This window comes from Janthinobacterium sp. P210005 (genome assembly GCF_036231865.1).
Taxonomy (GTDB): Bacteria; Pseudomonadota; Gammaproteobacteria; order Burkholderiales; family Burkholderiaceae_D; genus Janthinobacterium; species Janthinobacterium kumbetense.
The window spans coordinates 276,810-293,528 of record NZ_JAZARC010000003.1; the positions used below are offsets into that span (position 1 = coordinate 276,810).

General features: G+C 58.8%; 17 protein-coding genes. 3 read left to right on the top strand and 14 right to left on the bottom strand.

Going from position 1 to position 16,719, the window contains the following annotated elements:
- Nucleotides 1-71 precede the first annotated feature (71 nt).
- The gene (locus VPH40_RS14915; RefSeq protein ID WP_328573818.1) at nucleotides 72-1,061 is read left to right on the top strand and encodes a tyrosine-type recombinase/integrase; all 990 of its coding nucleotides are present in this window, start codon (nucleotides 72-74) and stop codon (nucleotides 1,059-1,061) included.
- Between the two features lie 79 nt (nucleotides 1,062-1,140).
- Nucleotides 1,141-1,359, top strand: coding sequence for a hypothetical protein (locus VPH40_RS14920; protein WP_328573819.1), 219 nt, complete (start codon nucleotides 1,141-1,143; stop codon nucleotides 1,357-1,359).
- 168 nt (nucleotides 1,360-1,527) lie between these two features.
- On the opposite strand, the gene VPH40_RS14925 is transcribed toward VPH40_RS14920, so the two are convergent.
- The 6 genes from VPH40_RS14925 to VPH40_RS14950 form a co-directional block, all read right to left on the bottom strand.
- Nucleotides 1,528-1,863: a hypothetical protein gene (locus VPH40_RS14925; protein WP_328573820.1), complete on the bottom strand. Its 336-nt coding sequence runs from the start codon at nucleotides 1,861-1,863 to the stop codon at nucleotides 1,528-1,530.
- Between the two features lie 231 nt (nucleotides 1,864-2,094).
- Nucleotides 2,095-2,382, bottom strand: a complete 288-nt coding sequence (locus VPH40_RS14930; RefSeq protein ID WP_328573821.1) for a hypothetical protein — start codon at nucleotides 2,380-2,382, stop codon at nucleotides 2,095-2,097.
- Between the two features lie 182 nt (nucleotides 2,383-2,564).
- The gene (locus VPH40_RS14935; RefSeq protein WP_328573822.1) at nucleotides 2,565-3,353 is read right to left on the bottom strand and encodes a DNA adenine methylase; all 789 of its coding nucleotides are present in this window, start codon (nucleotides 3,351-3,353) and stop codon (nucleotides 2,565-2,567) included.
- A 114-nt stretch (nucleotides 3,354-3,467) separates the two neighbouring features.
- Nucleotides 3,468-3,992, bottom strand: a complete 525-nt coding sequence (locus tag VPH40_RS14940) for a hypothetical protein (protein ID WP_328573823.1) — start codon at nucleotides 3,990-3,992, stop codon at nucleotides 3,468-3,470.
- Entirely contained in the window at nucleotides 3,989-4,513 is a 525-nt protein-coding gene (locus tag VPH40_RS14945; protein WP_328573824.1) for a glycoside hydrolase family 19 protein, read from the bottom strand. Before VPH40_RS14945 ends, VPH40_RS14940 begins: the two co-directional genes overlap by 4 nt.
- On the bottom strand, nucleotides 4,510-4,839 hold the full coding sequence (locus VPH40_RS14950) for a hypothetical protein (protein ID WP_328573825.1): 330 nt from the start codon (nucleotides 4,837-4,839) through the stop codon (nucleotides 4,510-4,512). The genes VPH40_RS14945 and VPH40_RS14950 overlap by 4 nt, the downstream gene beginning before the upstream one ends.
- Between VPH40_RS14950 and VPH40_RS14955 the strand changes: the two genes are divergently transcribed.
- On the top strand, nucleotides 4,838-4,993 hold the full coding sequence (locus VPH40_RS14955) for a hypothetical protein (protein ID WP_328573826.1): 156 nt from the start codon (nucleotides 4,838-4,840) through the stop codon (nucleotides 4,991-4,993). The genes VPH40_RS14950 and VPH40_RS14955 overlap by 2 nt on opposite strands.
- 16 nt (nucleotides 4,994-5,009) lie before the next feature.
- Here the strand turns inward: VPH40_RS14955 and VPH40_RS14960 are convergent, their stop codons facing one another.
- The 8 genes from VPH40_RS14960 to VPH40_RS14995 all read right to left on the bottom strand — a co-directional run bounded on the left by VPH40_RS14960 (nucleotide 5,010) and on the right by VPH40_RS14995 (nucleotide 16,699).
- Complete coding sequence (locus VPH40_RS14960) at nucleotides 5,010-6,509, bottom strand: tail fiber domain-containing protein (RefSeq protein WP_328573827.1); 1,500 nt, start codon at nucleotides 6,507-6,509, stop codon at nucleotides 5,010-5,012.
- On the bottom strand, nucleotides 6,509-7,339 hold the full coding sequence (locus tag VPH40_RS14965; protein ID WP_289897450.1) for a hypothetical protein: 831 nt from the start codon (nucleotides 7,337-7,339) through the stop codon (nucleotides 6,509-6,511). Before VPH40_RS14965 ends, VPH40_RS14960 begins: the two co-directional genes overlap by 1 nt.
- Before the next feature lies 1 nt (nucleotide 7,340).
- On the bottom strand, nucleotides 7,341-8,183 hold the full coding sequence (locus tag VPH40_RS14970; RefSeq protein WP_328573828.1) for a hypothetical protein: 843 nt from the start codon (nucleotides 8,181-8,183) through the stop codon (nucleotides 7,341-7,343).
- 376 nt (nucleotides 8,184-8,559) lie between these two features.
- Entirely contained in the window at nucleotides 8,560-9,591 is a 1,032-nt protein-coding gene (locus VPH40_RS14975) for a hypothetical protein (protein ID WP_328573829.1), read from the bottom strand.
- A complete protein-coding gene (locus tag VPH40_RS14980; protein ID WP_328573830.1) occupies nucleotides 9,588-11,057 on the bottom strand; it encodes a hypothetical protein in 1,470 nt (489 codons plus the stop codon). The genes VPH40_RS14975 and VPH40_RS14980 overlap by 4 nt, the downstream gene beginning before the upstream one ends.
- Nucleotides 11,054-16,027 (bottom strand): phage tail length tape measure family protein, encoded by a 4,974-nt coding sequence (locus VPH40_RS14985; RefSeq protein WP_328573831.1) that lies wholly within the window; start codon nucleotides 16,025-16,027, stop codon nucleotides 11,054-11,056. Before VPH40_RS14985 ends, VPH40_RS14980 begins: the two co-directional genes overlap by 4 nt.
- A gap of 43 nt (nucleotides 16,028-16,070) precedes the next feature.
- Nucleotides 16,071-16,319: a DUF1799 domain-containing protein gene (locus VPH40_RS14990; RefSeq protein WP_328573832.1), complete on the bottom strand. Its 249-nt coding sequence runs from the start codon at nucleotides 16,317-16,319 to the stop codon at nucleotides 16,071-16,073.
- A 62-nt stretch (nucleotides 16,320-16,381) separates the two neighbouring features.
- The gene (locus VPH40_RS14995) at nucleotides 16,382-16,699 is read right to left on the bottom strand and encodes a phage tail assembly chaperone (RefSeq protein WP_328573833.1); all 318 of its coding nucleotides are present in this window, start codon (nucleotides 16,697-16,699) and stop codon (nucleotides 16,382-16,384) included.
- Nucleotides 16,700-16,719 lie beyond the last annotated feature (20 nt).

Consider the following 16,719-nt stretch of genomic DNA (forward strand, 5'->3'; position numbering starts at 1 on the left):
GATTAGGCCCGATAAAAACCGCTGGTCATTACGCACGAATTACGCAATGATTACGCACGGACGGGGGATTAATGGCATCTTTTAGAAAACACAAAACGGGTTGGCGCGCAGAGATTTTTGTCCAAGGGACACGAGAGTCTGGTGTATTTTCCACTAAAGCTGAAGCTTCAGCATGGGCGGCTGAACGAGAGTCACAGCTGCGCCGCAACGACACCACTGACATAGTCTTGGGTAAAACTTGCCTGCAGGCGTTCGAACGCTACCGCGACGAGGTCTCCATACACAAAAAAGGTGAGAAATGGGAAACCATCCGGCTATCTGCGATAGCTAAACATATTGTCGCCGGCAAGAACTTGGGTGACTACCTGGTCGCCGATGTAACACCAGACATCCTTGGCCAGTGGCGCGATATGCGCCTTAAAACAGTAATGGGGTCAACGGTCAATCGTGACCTTAACTTAATTTCGCATGTTTTCACGACTGCGCGCCGGGAATGGAACTGGGCGGCAAAAAGCCCGACAACGGATGTTCGCCGCCCCAAAGACCCTCCGCCACGGGATCGCCTCATCAGTCAAGATGAAATAGACCGTATCTGTCTGGCCCTTGCCTACGACGGCAATATCACCAATGTATCTGGCGTCGTCGCTGCAGCATTTTTGTTTGCGATTGAAACTGGCATGAGGTCAGGAGAAATTCTCAGCCTTTCACCAAAGCGAATCACTGGATCGGTTGCGCACCTACCACGTACGAAGAACGACAGTAAACGCGATGTGCCACTTTCGCCGCGCGCGCTTGAAATCCTGAGCGAACTTCCTGGACCAGCAGCCAACGGCCCCTACTTCAATGTCACGGATAAGAGTAGAGATACCCTTTTCCGGAAAGCAGTTACTCGTGCCGGTATCGAGGACCTCACCTTTCACGACTCCAGACACGAAGCCATCACTAGACTTGCCAAGAAACTGAATATCCTCGAATTAGCCAGGATGGTTGGTCACAAAGATATTCGTCAACTACAGGTCTACTACAACGAAACTGCTGCGGAGATAGCAAAAAAGCTTTAGTGCAGTGTGCTTTCGTAGGATGCTTGCAAATAGTGACACGGCAAGATACTCTCAATACACCAAACAAAAGGAGAACTACATGGCAGTTTCACCAGATACGGCTAGAGCCATCGCAAATCTAGGTGTCGATATGATTATTACAGGAGAAGCAAAATACTCCCCAGATACCATAAAATCTATCGTGGAAACTGTACAAGCAAATGGCGGCCATATTACCGTCCATGCAGGCGGGTACTCTCCTGACACGTTGAAAGCAATCGCAATAATTGGTGGCTCACATGTAACAATCGCACTCTAATCAATCCCAGCCTTTTCGGCTAGGATTGTGATTCCTGTTGTCGTGGGTTCGAGCCCCATCAGCCACCCCACAGAATGAGTAGGAAAATCAAAGGGTTACATGCTTCGGCTTGTAACCCTTTTTTTGCATTTTCCAACAGATTTTTGCATTTTCCAACTCAATCCAATTTCAGCGCTGCCACTGCGGAGGGCCAGTTCGGGCGGCCGCCGCTTTTTCCAGGTCCGCTTGAGAGGTGATCATTGAAATCTCTGTTTCTCCGTCAAGTGGCACCAGTACTCGTCCAGGACGCTGATCTGCCACAATCTCCGCGCCCCAAGCCATCGCCACATGAGCCTTGGTCATGGGGTTGATTTCAAATCCACGGACCCGCAACCGCCCATCCCCCACCCACACAATGGCAGCGTCATACAATGGGGGAAGGATGAGGTCTTTCCCGCCGCCAATTGGACTCAAGTGCGCTACACGCACTGTTCGCTGAAAGTCTTTTTCGAATTTCTCGCTCATCGTAAATACACCTACGCCCGTGTAGCGCAAGGTAATTTCCCTATGCCGAGGCAAGGGGACGCCTTGATCGGAATATAATTTTGCTGCTATTACAAGCATGGCGGCACCTCGAAATACTGTACATGCATACAGTATATCCGTACTTTGAGCGCTGTAAAGTAAACATCGGCCAGGTGTGCAGACGTCTGCACATGCGAAACGCGGGTGTCCAAAGAGAGGGGTCGAGCGATATTACATAGCAACGCGCCGCCTTAGCGCAACTCCGGCCAAGCCGTGATCAGCATGATGCCCTGGGAGATTAGGTTGAACGGTCAGCGGCTCCCATCCGCCAGAAAGAAGGCTTGAAATTACTCCCATCATGGGGGTTAATGCACCGACGGCAGCAACATTTTTTTCTTTCAAGAAATCACCCAAGTTCCTGTACACCTTCGACTTACTGGCATCAGGATGGTAAAAAATTATTTCGGCGCCTGCATTGACTGGAGCGCGCACATAACAAAGCTCCCAAAACTCGTTCATGTTGACCTATTATTGATATCCAAGATTCAATGGTTATATCATAAACAGATGGCAACTTCTTACATGCAACCGGGAAAGTTGCCTCCAGCACATCCTGGCATTCCCATCCGCGCGGCCAGTCTCGTGCCAGCCCCAGGACGATCTTGCCGTCCATCAGCGCTGGCACCCGCCTGCCCAACTCCTTAGAATAGCCCGGCTGGCTCGGCAGCCCTATCCCAGCTGTAAATGATCAACTCCTTGCGCTCCACCGATCTACCGCCGCCGCCCACGTTGTACTGGATGCCGGTTGTATCCATCTGGAAACCGGCAAACACTCGCCGGATGTCTGGATGGTCATTCAAGCTCAAAATAGCCTTCCCCTTCAGCCGGGCCATCAACTCGGCCATCTTCTCGTACTGAGCGAATTCAAACTCTACGCCGTAGCCGGCCGTCTCCCAGTACGGCGGGTCCAGGTAAAACAGCGTATGTGGCCGGTCGTAGCGCTCCATGCATTTGTACCAGTCCAGGTTCTCGATGTAGGCACCAGACAGGCGCAGGTGCGCGGCCGACAAGTTCTCTTCGATGCGCAGCAGGTTAAGCGGCGGCGCGGTCGTGGCCGTGCCCCACGTCTGGCCGTCGACCTTGCCACCGAATGCATGCTGCTGCAGGTAGAAGAAGCGGGCCGCGCGCTGCAGATCCGTCAAGGTATGTGGTGGCGTCTCCTGCAGCCATTTGAACACCTCACGGCTCGACAGCGCCCATTTGAACTGGCGCACGAATTCCTCCAGGTGATTCTTGACGACCCGGTACAGGTTGATCAGCTCGCCGTTGACGTCGTTCAGCACCTCGACCTCGGCCGGCGGCCGCATGAAGTACAACGCGGCGCCACCGGCGAAAACCTCGACGTAACAAGTATGAGGGGGAAATTGCGGGATGATGCGGTCGGCCAGGCGTCGCTTGCCGCCGATCCAGGGGATGATGGGTAATGCCAAAATGTGTACCTCCTAATGGTAGAGTCGAATTCCTTCCATGAGGCAATCCAAACCCACCCACCAGGTGCCACTGGCTGATTGCTGCTGTTAGCGCAGCGGCAATCAGCCATCCCACTATGGCGTCATGCCATTTTCACGCACGAATGCCTGGCATGCGCGGCCCGTCGCGGCAACTTCCTCCGTTTGCAGGATCAAGGCTTGAATATCTCGCGCCACCGCGTCAGGAAGTAGCCCGCCGGCGGGATCGGCTGCAGCGCCTCCCTCGGCGCCACCGGCACCGGCCGGGGCGGCAGGTCCAGCACTTGCACAGAAGGCGGGCTTGCGCATGCGCTCAGCAACAGCAAGCCGAGCGCGCACATCGTTGATTTCGTCATCGTAGACTTTCTTGATGGCCGCCGCTTTGACGGCCTGTTGCCTGGCTTGCGCCAGGTTCTCGGCGGCGCGCTGCGCCTCCGCCTTCGTTTCCGCTGCCGCGCGGGTCTTCTTGTCGGTATTCCACAGCGCCTGCACGGCTGCGCGGCCTTGGGCGACGCCCTGCGCTCGCTGGTACAGCATGCCGGCGCCGGCCAGCACGCACGCCAGCAAGGTGCCGTACAGCCAACTAGGCACCTTGCCCGCCAGCTTAGTCAGCGCGATCACACCAGCACCTTGCGAGCTTCCCGGTACAAGGCCAGGCGCTCGGCCAGGCCGTTCACGCCACCATTGATGCGGCGCGTCACCCGCTCCTGGTCGCCAGCATCGGCCAGGGCGTTCAGGCCCCTCGTCTGCCAAAACCAGCCGGCCGAGCGGCAGGCATTGACGACCTGCTCGAGCAGCTCGGGCTGGGCCAGCAGGTCGAGGTCCAGCGCCTTGCCGCAGGCCGCATAGTTGGCGCGGCCAGTTACCTGCAGCAGGCCGCGCCCACGAAAGCGCACGCCGTCACCGCGTTGCGTGTTGCCCAAGTCGGCGCGCCCTTCATAGGCCTCGCCGCTGGCCAGCTCACGCACATAGCGCAGCTGGCCAGACTCGTGCCCCACCTGGGACAAGAACGACGCCTGGCGCGCCGGGGTCGTGATGCCGAATTCCACCATGGCCGCGTTCAGCGGCGCCAGGAAAGCTCCCGCGCGCGCGCGGGCCAGCGGCATGATGGCCACCAGCTGGGCCAGCGTGACGGCGCTCACAGCCCACCCCGCACATCCTTGACGGTGGCGGCCACGTCGCGCGCCAGCTCGCCTATGTCCTTGTCACGGCGCTTGTCGAACCAGCGCACCGTGGCACCCAGCACCCACCAGGCGGGCAAACCGGCGGCCACCATCAGCGGCGCGGCGATGAACAGGAAGCCCAGCGCCGGGTCGCTGCCGTACAGCACCGCCACGGCGCGCGCGCTGTCGAACAGGCCCGGCATCCAGTTGCGCACGACCACGACCAGGGCCGGCCCCATTAGGGCAGAAAAGAGAATGGTGACGAAGAAGCGCACGCCCGCTTCCTTGGCAGTTTTTGGCCACATGAACATGAATCCCAGTGAGGTTGCGGCAGCGCCGGCCAGGACCGGGATGCCAAAAATTTTAATCAGTGCGCCGCCGGCGGCGGTTGTTTCGATAGCCATGAATGCCTTTCAGGTGGTGGAAATGAAAAAACCCGCCGAAGCGGGTTTGTGGTGAAAATGACAGATATGAACTACATGGCTTCCAGAGCAGCAAGGCGCTCCTCTGTTTTTGCGAGGCGGGCCATCAGGCCACGAGCCACAAACATGTTGATCTGGTCAGTGCGCAGAGAATAGAGGCTACCGGCCTCCTTGATCACTACTTGAGAGGCCTCCACGGCATCGGTTTGCGGGACAATAACAGCCCCGTCAGCGTCGACCACATCAGGCTGAGCCGGGATTGCGGCCCGATAACCCAACTCTTCCTCCCACTGATCGTAGCAAATGAAGCCGTATTCAAACGGGTCAAGCCCATTTTTCTCCATGACGGCAATCGCGCCCTGCACCGTCAGGCCTACGTGCCGGCGCGCGTCCGCACCTTTGGCCTGAATTGACTCGAGCCACTTGTATGTACCGATGCTGTCAGCAATTTCGATTGCTGCTGCGATCTCATTTTCCAGCATCGGGCGAATAGGCGTCTTCAGCGTAGCGTCGGAAGTGTTGATCGCGCCTGTCGAAGAAAACACTACCGACCAGCGCTGTGACGCACCGCCAAGCGCCGTAGTTCCATCGACGGAAGGGAAAATCTGGCCGCGATTCATCCCCAGGACGTCCGCCATTACCCCGTCTTTCCGCATCGAGAACGTGAACGTGGAATTGGCGGCAGCGTTGTCGCATAGCAGACGACCACACAGCCCATTCGCATTATACGAATCCCAAATGGACGGCAACTGAGCGGAGGACTTCGCAGAAAATACGCCATAGCCATTTAGCCCCTGCGAAATAATCTCGCACGTAGCAACCGATGAGGCTGTAATTTTGGGGACGCTAGTGAAGGTAACATCGCCAGTATTTGAGATGCGGTAGCGCTCGACGCCGTTCGTCGTCATCGCCAGCATGCCTGCAGCCGGGGCACCAATGCCGGTTCCATTGGTGCCAAAATCCATCCCACTCGCTGGTATATGGACGGTCCCTGTAAAGACCGGATTGTCGACTGGCGCCTTCAGCCCGATGGCAGTTTCTTGGGCCGCTGATACCGGCTTCAATGCGTCGCTGGTGTTATCCACGTTGCCCAGGCCCACCATCCCTTTTGTAACGCCTGACACAGTGCCGGCGAACGTCACCCCAGCGGGTGATACCGTGATACTGCCTATGCCATTTGTCACTATCGACAGCACGTTGACGCTTGGCGAATACATGCCGCAACCGGCAGTACCAAAATCCATCCCGCCGGCCGGATTGCGCACGACGCCTTTGAAGACCGGATTATTGATGGGAGCTTTAAGATCAAGCGCGTTTGCCTGCGCTATCGACACAGGTTTTTCTGTATCGCTGGTATTGTCTACTTTACTCAGGCCCACGTCTGCTTTCTTGCCTGACATAGCCACGGCGGCCAACGTTGGCTTGTTGAGGATTCCCCGAATGGAGCCTGGATCTGCAGCCCAGTCAGCCCTGATCGGCTCCAGCTGGCCTTTCGCCAGCAAGTTCAGCTTGTCGAGCCAATCCGGCATGTCTGGGTAAAAAATATCATCCATTACAGTTCCTCGATATCAAGCGATGTGGCATAAGTTTGGAAATACGGTGTCGATACGGCGGCCAGTTCAGCAAGGCGGCCGTACAACTGGTGAGTTTGCTCCAGCTCAGGATCGGCATTCTCGGGAAACAAGCTCACCAGAATCGGCCGGCGCTTGCCGCTGCCGCGCACCAGGCGCCACACCGCGGCGCGATCCACCGGTGTCATGTGCTCGAGCGACAACGACAACTTGCGGTATGTGCTGCCGGCGGCAACGCGCTGCTCACCACCGGCCGTTCTGTAGAGCGTCGACGTATCGAGCGGCGTCACGCTGGCGCCGTAGCTGGCGTTGTTCTCCGGCTCCCAGTAGTTCCCCATCACCAGGCGCGAGAACTCGACGTAGCCGGCCGGATTGCCAGGGTCGGCGAGGTCGATCACAAAATGACGCGCGGTCTTGCGTGGGAACCAGGCCCGCGCATAGGCGCCGCCGCCAAATGAAAAAGCATTAGCTGCCAGTGCTGTGGCCCCAAAGTCCCAGGCACCCAGCGGCGCATAGCCGCAGGCCAGAATCAGGCCGGTATCAATCGCCGGCACGGTATCGCCTGGCTCGGTATAGCCACGCACACGGATTTTGGCATTCGAAGTCAGGTTGCAAAACGGCAAGACCACGCCGCCGACGATCTCGCCCAGCGGCAGCGTCGCGGTAATGGTCAGGGCCGTGCCGACCGAGCGCAGCACTGAAGACTTACGCTCGCGCTGCAGGTTGGCCGGGCCCAGCAGGCCAGCCTGGCTGGATGCGGTGAGCGCCGCGCGGTCGCCGGCGTTGTCGTAGATGATGCGAAGATTGGTCATATTATGGGAATTGGGAGTTGTCGATCACTGAAAGCCGCGAGTACACCGGCAAACGCCTGGAGTTATCAATAAAGTAAACCGATCCCGCTTGGGTGATGTATTGGTAGCGATCAGTCGGTATCCGTCGAACCCAGAGCCGCGAGCCAGATGCCCAGTACAGAGCATTGAACTTGAGAATGTCGTAATAATCCTCGAAGATACCCTCCCCGTTATTGAAGGTGCCTTGGTAGTACGCGCCACTAATCGTCCCGCGAGTGTTGGCCAGGATAGACTTGCCCACCAAGTTGAAAGGTGTATCAACAAAGGTGTCGCCCACATTTTCAGGATCATTCCCATTCTGTGCCGGAATATCCGCTTTCAGCACTGCCTGCGTATCGTAGGTGTTCCCTGCCTGCCGTAGCATGCGCACGGTACTGCAGAAAAGCATCGATCCATCCAGCGCCCGGACCATAATCCCCTTGCCATATGGGGGCCTTGGCGGGTTGAGATCAAGGCGTCCAAATATCCGCAGGCTGAGCCCCATATCTTCCACTACGCCCCCTGCTCCCAAAAGAACGATACGGGGGCTATAGATGAACGTCGCCCGCCAGGACGAGCCGCCAAGATTCTCCAATCGACACAAAGCGATTCCGGTCCTGGGCGCACCAGGAGCAGTTCCGACGACGTTATAGGGAACATCAAAATACACTTGAGGCACGCCGTTGCAGGAAAAGTCGACCGACGTAAATCGAGCGCCGCTTCCGGTCGGGATGGCCTTCTTGCCTAAATAAACGAACGCCCGATGACTGGCATCGATGGTGATGTTCCCCGCCGCTAGGTTCTTGGTCTCGATCCCGAATCTCAAAGCTTTGCCCCTGTGTAAAAAACTGATAACAGCCCATTGCTAGCCATGGGAAGCCTGTCATCCTCGTTGTCCGAGAAGACAGTGACGGTAGGTATCCCGGAGGGGTAGGAAACTTTGCAACTCAATACGCCGCCACCATCGTCCAGCCCATATCCATCACTCTGCCCACCGCCTGCCGGCAGCCCTGGTGCCTGATAGGGCGAGATCAGACTCGCACTGATTTTCTTTCCAGCGTACGCAGGATATGAAAAGGTCCGCGACACGTTCTGCCCTCGAGGGATCACCTCTTGGACAAGCCAGAACAGAGTGGACTCGATTCGTGAATCGTACGTAATGGCATTGCTATTCAAGTCCTTGCACAACACTCCATGGCTGCTCATGCGTCCAGGTCCCCGATTTGCACAACCACGACCTCGGCGCCGCTTGCGTTGATGCCGATTACCTTTTGCACATCGCCACGGATTTCCATGCGCGCGCCGTTGGCGCGACTACGCAGCAGGTCAATCGTGCCAGTAGCCGCCACCAGTTCACCGGAAAACCTCGCAACGGGGGCAGCTGTCGGCGTTCCAGGCGTCACGGTAAGTCCTGGCAGCTCAACGTAGCCCGTACTCGATAACTGGATAAATCCACCTGGCACATTGATATTGCCGATAAGCAAACCTTTGTCGCTTAAATGAAAGCCGGTTCCGCCATTGTTGGGCCAGCCGTAGTTACTGGACGGATACCCGGCGCCGCCATGCAGCGTCGCGCTGTAGATATCGCCTGCCGTCACCTTGCCCAGGTCGGCGCTGATTGCGCTCAACTGCCCCACCTTCAGCGCATTCAAATACGGTGCCGCCCACTTGGTGGTGCCGCTGGCCGGATTGAAAATGCCATCGGACCGGTACAGCGATTCGCCGGCGCCAAACAGCGGCGGCGAACCCTCCCATACCGTGCCGGCGCCCCAGGTATCAATCGGCGGATAGGATGTTGCCCCCTCCGTGCTGAGCGTCGCGGGCGCGCTGCCCAGGGACAGCAGACTGGTCTTGCTGTAGCAGACCCGTGCTGAATTACCCGTCACTCCGTCGAAAATCTTGCTGACCGTCTGGCTTGCTGTATAGGTCAAGCCGTCGACCACAATGCTGGCCGTCACCGTCACGCTGTCGCCCACCATGCCGCCATAGGTCATGCTGGCCACGTTGCCGACGCGCGTCAACACGCTGGCATTGCTGGCGGAAAACGCCACCTGGCCCTGCATGTTCACCAGGCCGGCCGTGAAATCGATGCTGACCGGCGCCGCGATTGTCGTAGCCGCCACCTTGAACGCCTGTGCCGTCGCTGCCAGCAGCAGCACGCGGTCGTTGGCCGGCTCGAAGCGCGGGACGGTGTTCATGATCAAGCGGTCACGAGTACCGCCGATAGAGGTCATACCAACACCCCGACGGTGACGCGGCCGGTCAGCCATGACGGCGAAAGGATCACCACCACGCCAGACGCGCCGTCTTGCAGGCCAAAACGTTTATCGCGCAGCACCACGGGCTGCCCAAGTTCCAACAGCATCATCTCCGGCTCTCCATCAAACTCGTAAATCGTGCGTTGCACCTTGTGCAGCGCCAGACGCCGCGCCGCTTCCGCGCGGGCGTCTTCCGTGGTTTTGAGGCAGGTATCGATCTGCGGCGGGTCATCCGTCAGGCGGTAGCGCGCCTTCACCGCCTCATCGACCACCGTTTCCGTCAGCCATTCCGTGGCGTACAGGTCCGCATGCGCGGGCGGGATGCTGGTCGTCAGGTTGGCCTGCACAGTCCAGTTCCGGTCGTAGCCAATCTTGACGGCCGCCACCACGGCCAGGCGCTGCGCCGGATGCAAAGAATCCTCCAGCATCTGGTCCGGGCCAATCTCAACCGGTACGCCAGCGGCCGGCAGCGCGATCTGGATCAGGCGCAGCTTGCCGGTGCGCGACATCAGCGCCTGCGCACCCACGCTGGCAGCCAACTGCTGGATAGCCTGCGCCTGGTTGGTACGATCCGCTACGTACAAGCCCACCAGCTGCGGATGGGCGGCATCGAAGGCGGCCAGATTGGCCAGGTCCAGGTCGGCGGCAGTGAAGCGGTCGCCTACCTTGCCGTAGCCGGTGGCGATGCGCTGCACCAGCGGTGCGATGCGTGGCGCATAGCCGCCAGCGCTGTCCCCCTGCACGCTGGCCGTCACCACGTTGGCCAGCGGGTTGATGGTCAATTTGAAGCGGCCCGCAGCGTTGTCGATCGTGATCGGGACCGGCTTGCCGTTGGTGCGCACCTCGAATATCGACTCGACACCGCCGAGAAACCCGTATTCCAGCGTCGCCGGGTTCGTCAGCAGCGGCGCTACGTTGTGGCATTCGCCAAGCGGGATGGGCAACGTGACATCCTTGTTCGTCGACACGCCGCCCAGCTTGACCTCGGTCATGGGCGTATCCAGGCGTTGCATCTTGTCGCGTAGCGCCAGGTTGAACGAATTGCGGTCCGTACTGCCAATGTCGGCAACGATGCCGTCGAAGACCAGGCGAAAATCCGCGCGCGGCCAGCGCAAGTCGCCCGACCAGACCTTGATCGCCCGGTTTCGCCAGACGTCGGCGAGCCAGCCATCGAGCGCGCCATCGGCATTGTCCAGCTCGATATCGCCGCCGGACAATCCCGCCTCGCCCGTCAGGCTGACCTGCTCGGTAAAGGCCAGGCCACCGGTGGCCAGCGGCAGATACTCGGTATTTGCTGGTACTTCAAGCGGTCCGGTGAGGAAAGGCCGGGAGGCGATATACCGCGTCACCTCCTGGCCGGCCACGTTCACTTGCACCTCGATAAGCACCATGCGGATGGCTGACGGTGTCTCCAGCCATTCCAGGAACTGTGCATCTATCATTTACTGTACTCCACCTGTTTTACCCGAGCGGCTGCTCGAGCAGATTTGTCAACGCCATCCACCACGGTTTTCGCGGCAACGACGTTCGATTCAACCGTGGCCTTGATTGCGGCGCCGGTCTGCTTGTCCTGGTCGGCGCGCAACCCTTTGACCTCTTCCCGCAGGCTCTTGATTTCGGCCACCAAGGCGTCGGCATTGCCGCCGCCTTGGCTTGGCGCCCCACCGAAATACCGGCGCATGGCAGCGGCAGCTTGCGCATCCACCACCACTTCGCCACGGTGCAGCTCGGCCGCATAGCCATCAAACGGCACATTGGCCAGGCCGCCGGCATGGGAACCGTCGAACTGCACGCCCAAGCCGCTCGCCGTGCCCGTCGCGGCCCGAAGGTTGGCGATGGCTTGCGCCACCGTCAGCACGCTGTCGTTGATGGTAATCAGGCCCGACACCTGGGCCTTGAGGGCATCCAGGCTGGCCTGCTGCACGTCGACCTGGGCCGAGGCCCACTTGGCGGCGTCTTCGTTGGCAGCGATGACGCGCGCATAGTCCGCCGCATACTTGGCATCCGACGCGTTCACCACCTGAGAAGCCGTCAAGAACGCTTGCTCGGCAGCCGACAAGCCGGACTGTGCCGTCGTGTCGCCGGCGTTGGCTGCTGCCAGGGTCTTCTCGAACTGGGCGCGCGCCTCGGCATACTTCTGCTCCGGCGTCAGCGTGGACTGGTTGCCCAGGGCCATGCTGGCGTTCAAGCCGTTGAGCGTGGCCACCCACGATTTCGATTTATCCAGCGCCGTCTGGGCCGCTGCCGCCTCTTTATCGTAAGCCCTGCCCAGCGCGTCCTTGGCTGAAACCACCGCCTTGGCCGCCTGCACCTGGTCGAACAGCGCGCGGTTGACGGCGGCAATGCCGGAGCGCTGGATGGCCAGCAGTTCCGTTTCGCTTCTCGTCAATTCGTTTAGCTGCTGCTGCAGGTCCATGCGCTCGCTGGCGATTTCGCTGGCAGACTTGACCACGGCGGCATAGTTACCGGTCGCAGCGGCCAGCTGGCTGCTGTAGTCGGCGGCAGCCTTGAAGGCTGGTGCCAGGGCCAGGAGCTTGATGTACAGTTCCTGGTCCGCAGCGCTGGCCAAGTTCAGGCCTAGCACCTTCTTCTTGTAGTCGTCCATGGTCGTGGTGCCGGCCATGCCGAGCTTGCCCAGCGTATCGGCCACCGTCGACAGCACGGGCGCCATCTGCTCCGCTTCCGTCAGGAAGTTTTCGGCAAAGAAGCTGGTCCCGCTGCTGAGCGAGTCCAGGCTACCGGCCAGCTTGATCAGGTTCTCGCGCGCACCAATAGTGGCCACGCCCACGGCGCCAAACGCGTCTTGCGACGTGCGACCGATCAGCTGCAGAGCAGCGTCGACGCCGGCGTAATTCCCGGCTACGCGCTGCAGGGTCGTGCTCAGCTCCTCGTTGCCAACCTTGAACTGGCCGAGGCTCGGGACCAGCTCCAACGCAATCGCGTTGCCTACGCCTTCGAAGAACTTGGTGACGGCACCCAATCTATCCGCTTCCGTGGTGAGACCGGTCAGGTTGATGTTGAGCGCCTGGGCGCGCGTGGCCAGGCTGGACGTATCGATGCCCAGTGTATTGGCCAAGGTGGCCGACACGTTGCGAATGGCGGCGTAGGTTTCCACAAACGCATTGGACGTCGTGGCGTCGACAGCTTTACGGTCAGTGTCCGACTTGTCGCTGCGCAGCAAGCCACCCTTTTGCGTCCATTTGGCATACTCATTGCCCGTGAACCCGGAACCTGACAGCGTTCCGGTAATGCCAGTCTCCCCATATTTCTTGTCGCCCATACCGAAGACGCGGTTGCCGATGCCGCCTATCACGCCGCCCAAGGCGCCGCCGATGGCCGCGCCGATAGGGCCGCCCATAAACGCCCCGGCGATTGCGCCGATGCCGGTGCCAGCGTTCACAGTCGAGTTGCTGCCATACTGGCCAGAAATCATCCGACCACCCAGTACGCCAGCAGCGATGCCAGCGGCGGCCGTAACCGCCGCGCCAGCATAGGCGCCGGCAGTAACGGCACCAGCGCTCCCCACACCGCCCGAAGCTGCATACAGGCCAGCAGCATCTGCTGCGCCCACCAGGCCCGTGCTGCCCAGGCCGGCGCCGAAGGCTTCGATGGCAGTCGAACCAAACAGTGTACCCAGGCTCACCACACTGGTGCCCAGGCCGGCGGTAATGCCTGCAAATCCCTGCGTCACCAGGCCGTAAGCAGTCTTGGCGCTTTGCAAAAGACCGCCGACGCTACTAAAACTGCTCGCGCCTCCCGCGTCACCCAAGACTGCGGCCGATGCCAAACCAACAGCCCCAGTTCCAGACACGGATGCTCCAATGTTTAACACCCATTTTCTGATGCTCATCTGGTACAGCAAGTCGAACAGTCCGTTTTTGAGGGTATCCCGCAGGCGGTCTAACGTCGATTTTCCCGAATCAAAGATCGACACGAAGGTGTCTTTGGCAGTGCGATCCAGGCTCTCCAACATCGCCTTATTTGCCTCAAAGTCCATTGACTTCTGCGCACCTTCGCGCTGCGCTGCAGTGAGATTGCGAATCTCGGCGGCCTGAGCACGCAACAGTTCCGCTTCCTTTTCGCGCCCAAGAATGGTGTCCAGAATGGCAGCATCCGACTCCTTGCGCGTAGCGACTTCTTCCTGCAGGACCGCATTAAAATCCACGATCTGCTTTTTGCTTTTGCCAATCAGGCTGTTCGCCGTTGTTTGCTCGATCACCTGCTTCCTGATCGCAGCCACGTCAGCATCACGCTTATCCACCAGGTCAGCGTAATCACTTGCCGCAGCACGAGTAGCTTTCACATCCAGCACGAACTGCTCATTCGTGGCGGCACGGCGCCGACTGGCGATTTGCTCATCGATCAATGCAGCTTGACCGCGCAACGCAGCCTGTTCTTTTTCGCTGTTCGCCTTTCCCTTGGTCAAGGAAAGCTCTTCCATTACCTGGGATTTTCGGCGATTGAAATCTTTAGTCTCCAGATCGGCAACGGCCTGAGAAAACTTGATCTGCGCATCCAGACTGGTCGCCAGCCCAGCGTCACGGCTCGCTACAAGGTTGGCCATCGAACGCTCGGACACTACGTCCTCGATGGCACCACGCCGCTTGATCGCCTCGATTTGCGTATCGATGCCACCGTTGAACAGATCGGCGTACTTTTTCTGAATTCCAAGCGCGCGCTCGCTCAGTTGCTCTTCAGATGCTCCGGCCTCCAACCCCCGGTTGCGGCTGGCCTCAAGTTCCTTTTCCATCTGCTGCCGGCGAGTAAGGTACTTGTCCCCCTCCTTTGCCCAGTCGATGAAACTATCCTGCAACTGCCGGTCAATCCCCTGCAGCTGAGCGTTTGATTCAATAGCATCCTTTTGGTCCTGCAAGAACGCGACCCGTTTTTCAGCGGCGATTAAATCCGCTTTACCATCGGCGCCAGCTCCAACGAAGGTGAACCGACGCTGCTTTGCCAGCTTGAGTGCCGCCTGCGCAGCCTTCAATTTCTCATCGAGCGTATCTTCCCGTCCGACGTTCAACATGTAGTCCCAGGCCGTTTTGGCACCGCTACCCAGCGATGCCCACGCCTTTTCCAAGTAGCCCAGTGATTCTGTGACGCTCTTCGAACGGTTTTCCACCATATCGGCATATGCGTTCTGAGCCACCTTCGCGGCCTCAGTCGTCTTGCCTTGATCCACCAGTGCATTGATCTGGCTGTAAGTTGAAGCAGTCAGGAATCGGTACTTCTCATTTAATGACTCAAGGGCATCCAGGGGGGATTTACCCAGCTCGGAAAAATCCTTCGCCAAATCGATGGCACTAATGCTCAGCGCCTTCTGAGCGCGCACCGATACAGTTGCAAAGCGCTCCAGGTTCTCTGCAGCCACCTCTCCGGTTGCCGCAAGCGCGGCCAGCGATTCAGCGGCGGCACCTTGAGTTCCAACACTTTTACTGATATTTCGCGCCATGTCGGCAAGTTGACCGGCAGAGGTGCCGGCAGCATTGCCCGTCATCACCAGCGCTGTGCGGTATGCCGTTATTTCCTTGCTGCCCTGATAGTAGGCGAGCGCCGCACCCGCCACCGCAGCGACGCTGAGGGCTACAGCCGCAACCATGCTAAGGCTCACAGTGCCGACACCCCTCATTGCAATGCGGGTATTTGCCACAGCCTCCGCCGTCGTGTTGGCCTGGCCGGCCAAATCGCTTAAACCAGCCCCAACCTGCTCAATACCCGCGCTCGCGGCTTGCTGCTCTCTCGCCACATCGGCGAGGGCGCCGCCCACATCAGCAATGCCTGCAGCCGCTGACGCTGCCCCTGCCGACGACGAGAAGAAGGACGCCACTTCGCTACCCAAGATTTTGACGGTGTTCGAAACGCCACCAAATGCGTCTTTGATCTGGCCACCTTGCTGGATCAATACCAACAAAGGATTTTGCCCGCCCGCCAAACTGGTAAAAATATCGGTCAACTGCGCTGGCATCTGACGCAGCGCGGCCGTGGTCTGCGCGGACGAAATGCCGAATTCCTTCATGACTGGATCAGTCGAACGCAGAGCGTTTTCGGCAAGCTTTTGCTTGGCCGTAACGGAATCGAGTTGCGCTAGGTACGGCTTCAGGACGTCAACATTGACGCCACGCTGGCTGGCCAACGTCTCGTAATACTTAGCACTGGACTTCGATCCTGACTCAAGCGTCGCAATAGTGCGCTGGATCGAGCCGATCATATTTCTCGTCGCAGACTCGACCTTTTTGGACGATGTGTCGCCAGCAGCGCCAATATCGGTGAAGCCCTTGCCAGCCTTGCCGCTGAGATTCTCAAGCGACTTGCTGGTCCGGGTGCCTGCCGCGCCGATTTTGGCAAAGCCGGATTCAGCCGCCGTAGAATCGACACCGACTGCGATGGTTGCGCTACCAATGATTTCTGACATGATCGTCCAATAAAAAGGCCACCTCCAGGGTGGCTGCGATACATCATTTCGGTGCGTGTATACAGGCTAGAGCGGCCTCTTCCATAATCTGGATTTGCAGCTCCAGCTCCTCATACTCTTCAGCACCCAGGTTCAAACGATCCATCTTGTGGAATAGAACGCCATAGTCCAGGCCGGTTGGCCCGTTCGTCGACGTCCGCCACTGAGTGGAAAGGAAGCCGAACAGATGAAATGCCTGAACGTTCTCTGGCCAGACATCGACTGGGCCCGTCGCCACGTCATCGAGCGTCATACCAAACGCGGCCAACTCCTTCTCATCCGGGCTACGCTCATAAAGCGCCGTGGCGACGGCCTTTAGTTTTTTGCGCGGGCGCCCGACAGTTCACGCATGTACGTCTCGATGATTGCGCGGGTAGAACCGATATAGTTTTCAGCCATCTTTTCAATGTTCTCAGCATCGAATGACTCTTCCAGCTCCCAGCCGCTGGCGATGTCCTTGATGACATCGATGTCCTCGCGATCACTCAGACCTTCAACAAATTCGCGGAATTGCCCCTTGCCGCGGTGCTTGAAGGTGAACTCGACATTCACGCTTTTCCCGCCTGGAACTGGAATGGAAACATCTGCTTTAAAGGTCGGAACAGCAGTCAGGTTAAATTTTGGCTTTGCCATTTTCTTCTCTCAAATGTAAA

Excerpts from the sequence above, each read along its gene's own strand:
- VPH40_RS14915 (WP_328573818.1), top strand. The coding sequence starts at position 72 with ATGGCATCTTTTAGAAAACACAAAACGGGTTGGCGCGCAGAGATTTTT.
- VPH40_RS14920 (WP_328573819.1), top strand. The coding sequence starts at position 1,141 with ATGGCAGTTTCACCAGATACGGCTAGAGCCATCGCAAATCTAGGTGTC.
- VPH40_RS14925 (WP_328573820.1), bottom strand. The coding sequence starts at position 1,863 with ATGAGCGAGAAATTCGAAAAAGACTTTCAGCGAACAGTGCGTGTAGCG.
- VPH40_RS14930 (WP_328573821.1), bottom strand. The coding sequence starts at position 2,382 with ATGAACGAGTTTTGGGAGCTTTGTTATGTGCGCGCTCCAGTCAATGCA.
- VPH40_RS14955 (WP_328573826.1), top strand. The coding sequence starts at position 4,838 with ATGAACATGAATCCCAGTGAGGTTGCGGCAGCGCCGGCCAGGACCGGG.
- VPH40_RS14950 (WP_328573825.1), bottom strand. The coding sequence starts at position 4,839 with ATGTGGCCAAAAACTGCCAAGGAAGCGGGCGTGCGCTTCTTCGTCACC.
- VPH40_RS14960 (WP_328573827.1), bottom strand. The coding sequence starts at position 6,509 with ATGGATGATATTTTTTACCCAGACATGCCGGATTGGCTCGACAAGCTG.
- VPH40_RS14965 (WP_289897450.1), bottom strand. The coding sequence starts at position 7,339 with ATGACCAATCTTCGCATCATCTACGACAACGCCGGCGACCGCGCGGCG.
- VPH40_RS14975 (WP_328573829.1), bottom strand. The coding sequence starts at position 9,591 with ATGACCTCTATCGGCGGTACTCGTGACCGCTTGATCATGAACACCGTC.
- VPH40_RS14980 (WP_328573830.1), bottom strand. The coding sequence starts at position 11,057 with ATGATAGATGCACAGTTCCTGGAATGGCTGGAGACACCGTCAGCCATC.
- VPH40_RS14985 (WP_328573831.1), bottom strand. The coding sequence starts at position 16,027 with ATGTCAGAAATCATTGGTAGCGCAACCATCGCAGTCGGTGTCGATTCT.
- VPH40_RS14990 (WP_328573832.1), bottom strand. The coding sequence starts at position 16,319 with ATGACGCTCGATGACGTGGCGACGGGCCCAGTCGATGTCTGGCCAGAG.
- VPH40_RS14995 (WP_328573833.1), bottom strand. The coding sequence starts at position 16,699 with ATGGCAAAGCCAAAATTTAACCTGACTGCTGTTCCGACCTTTAAAGCA.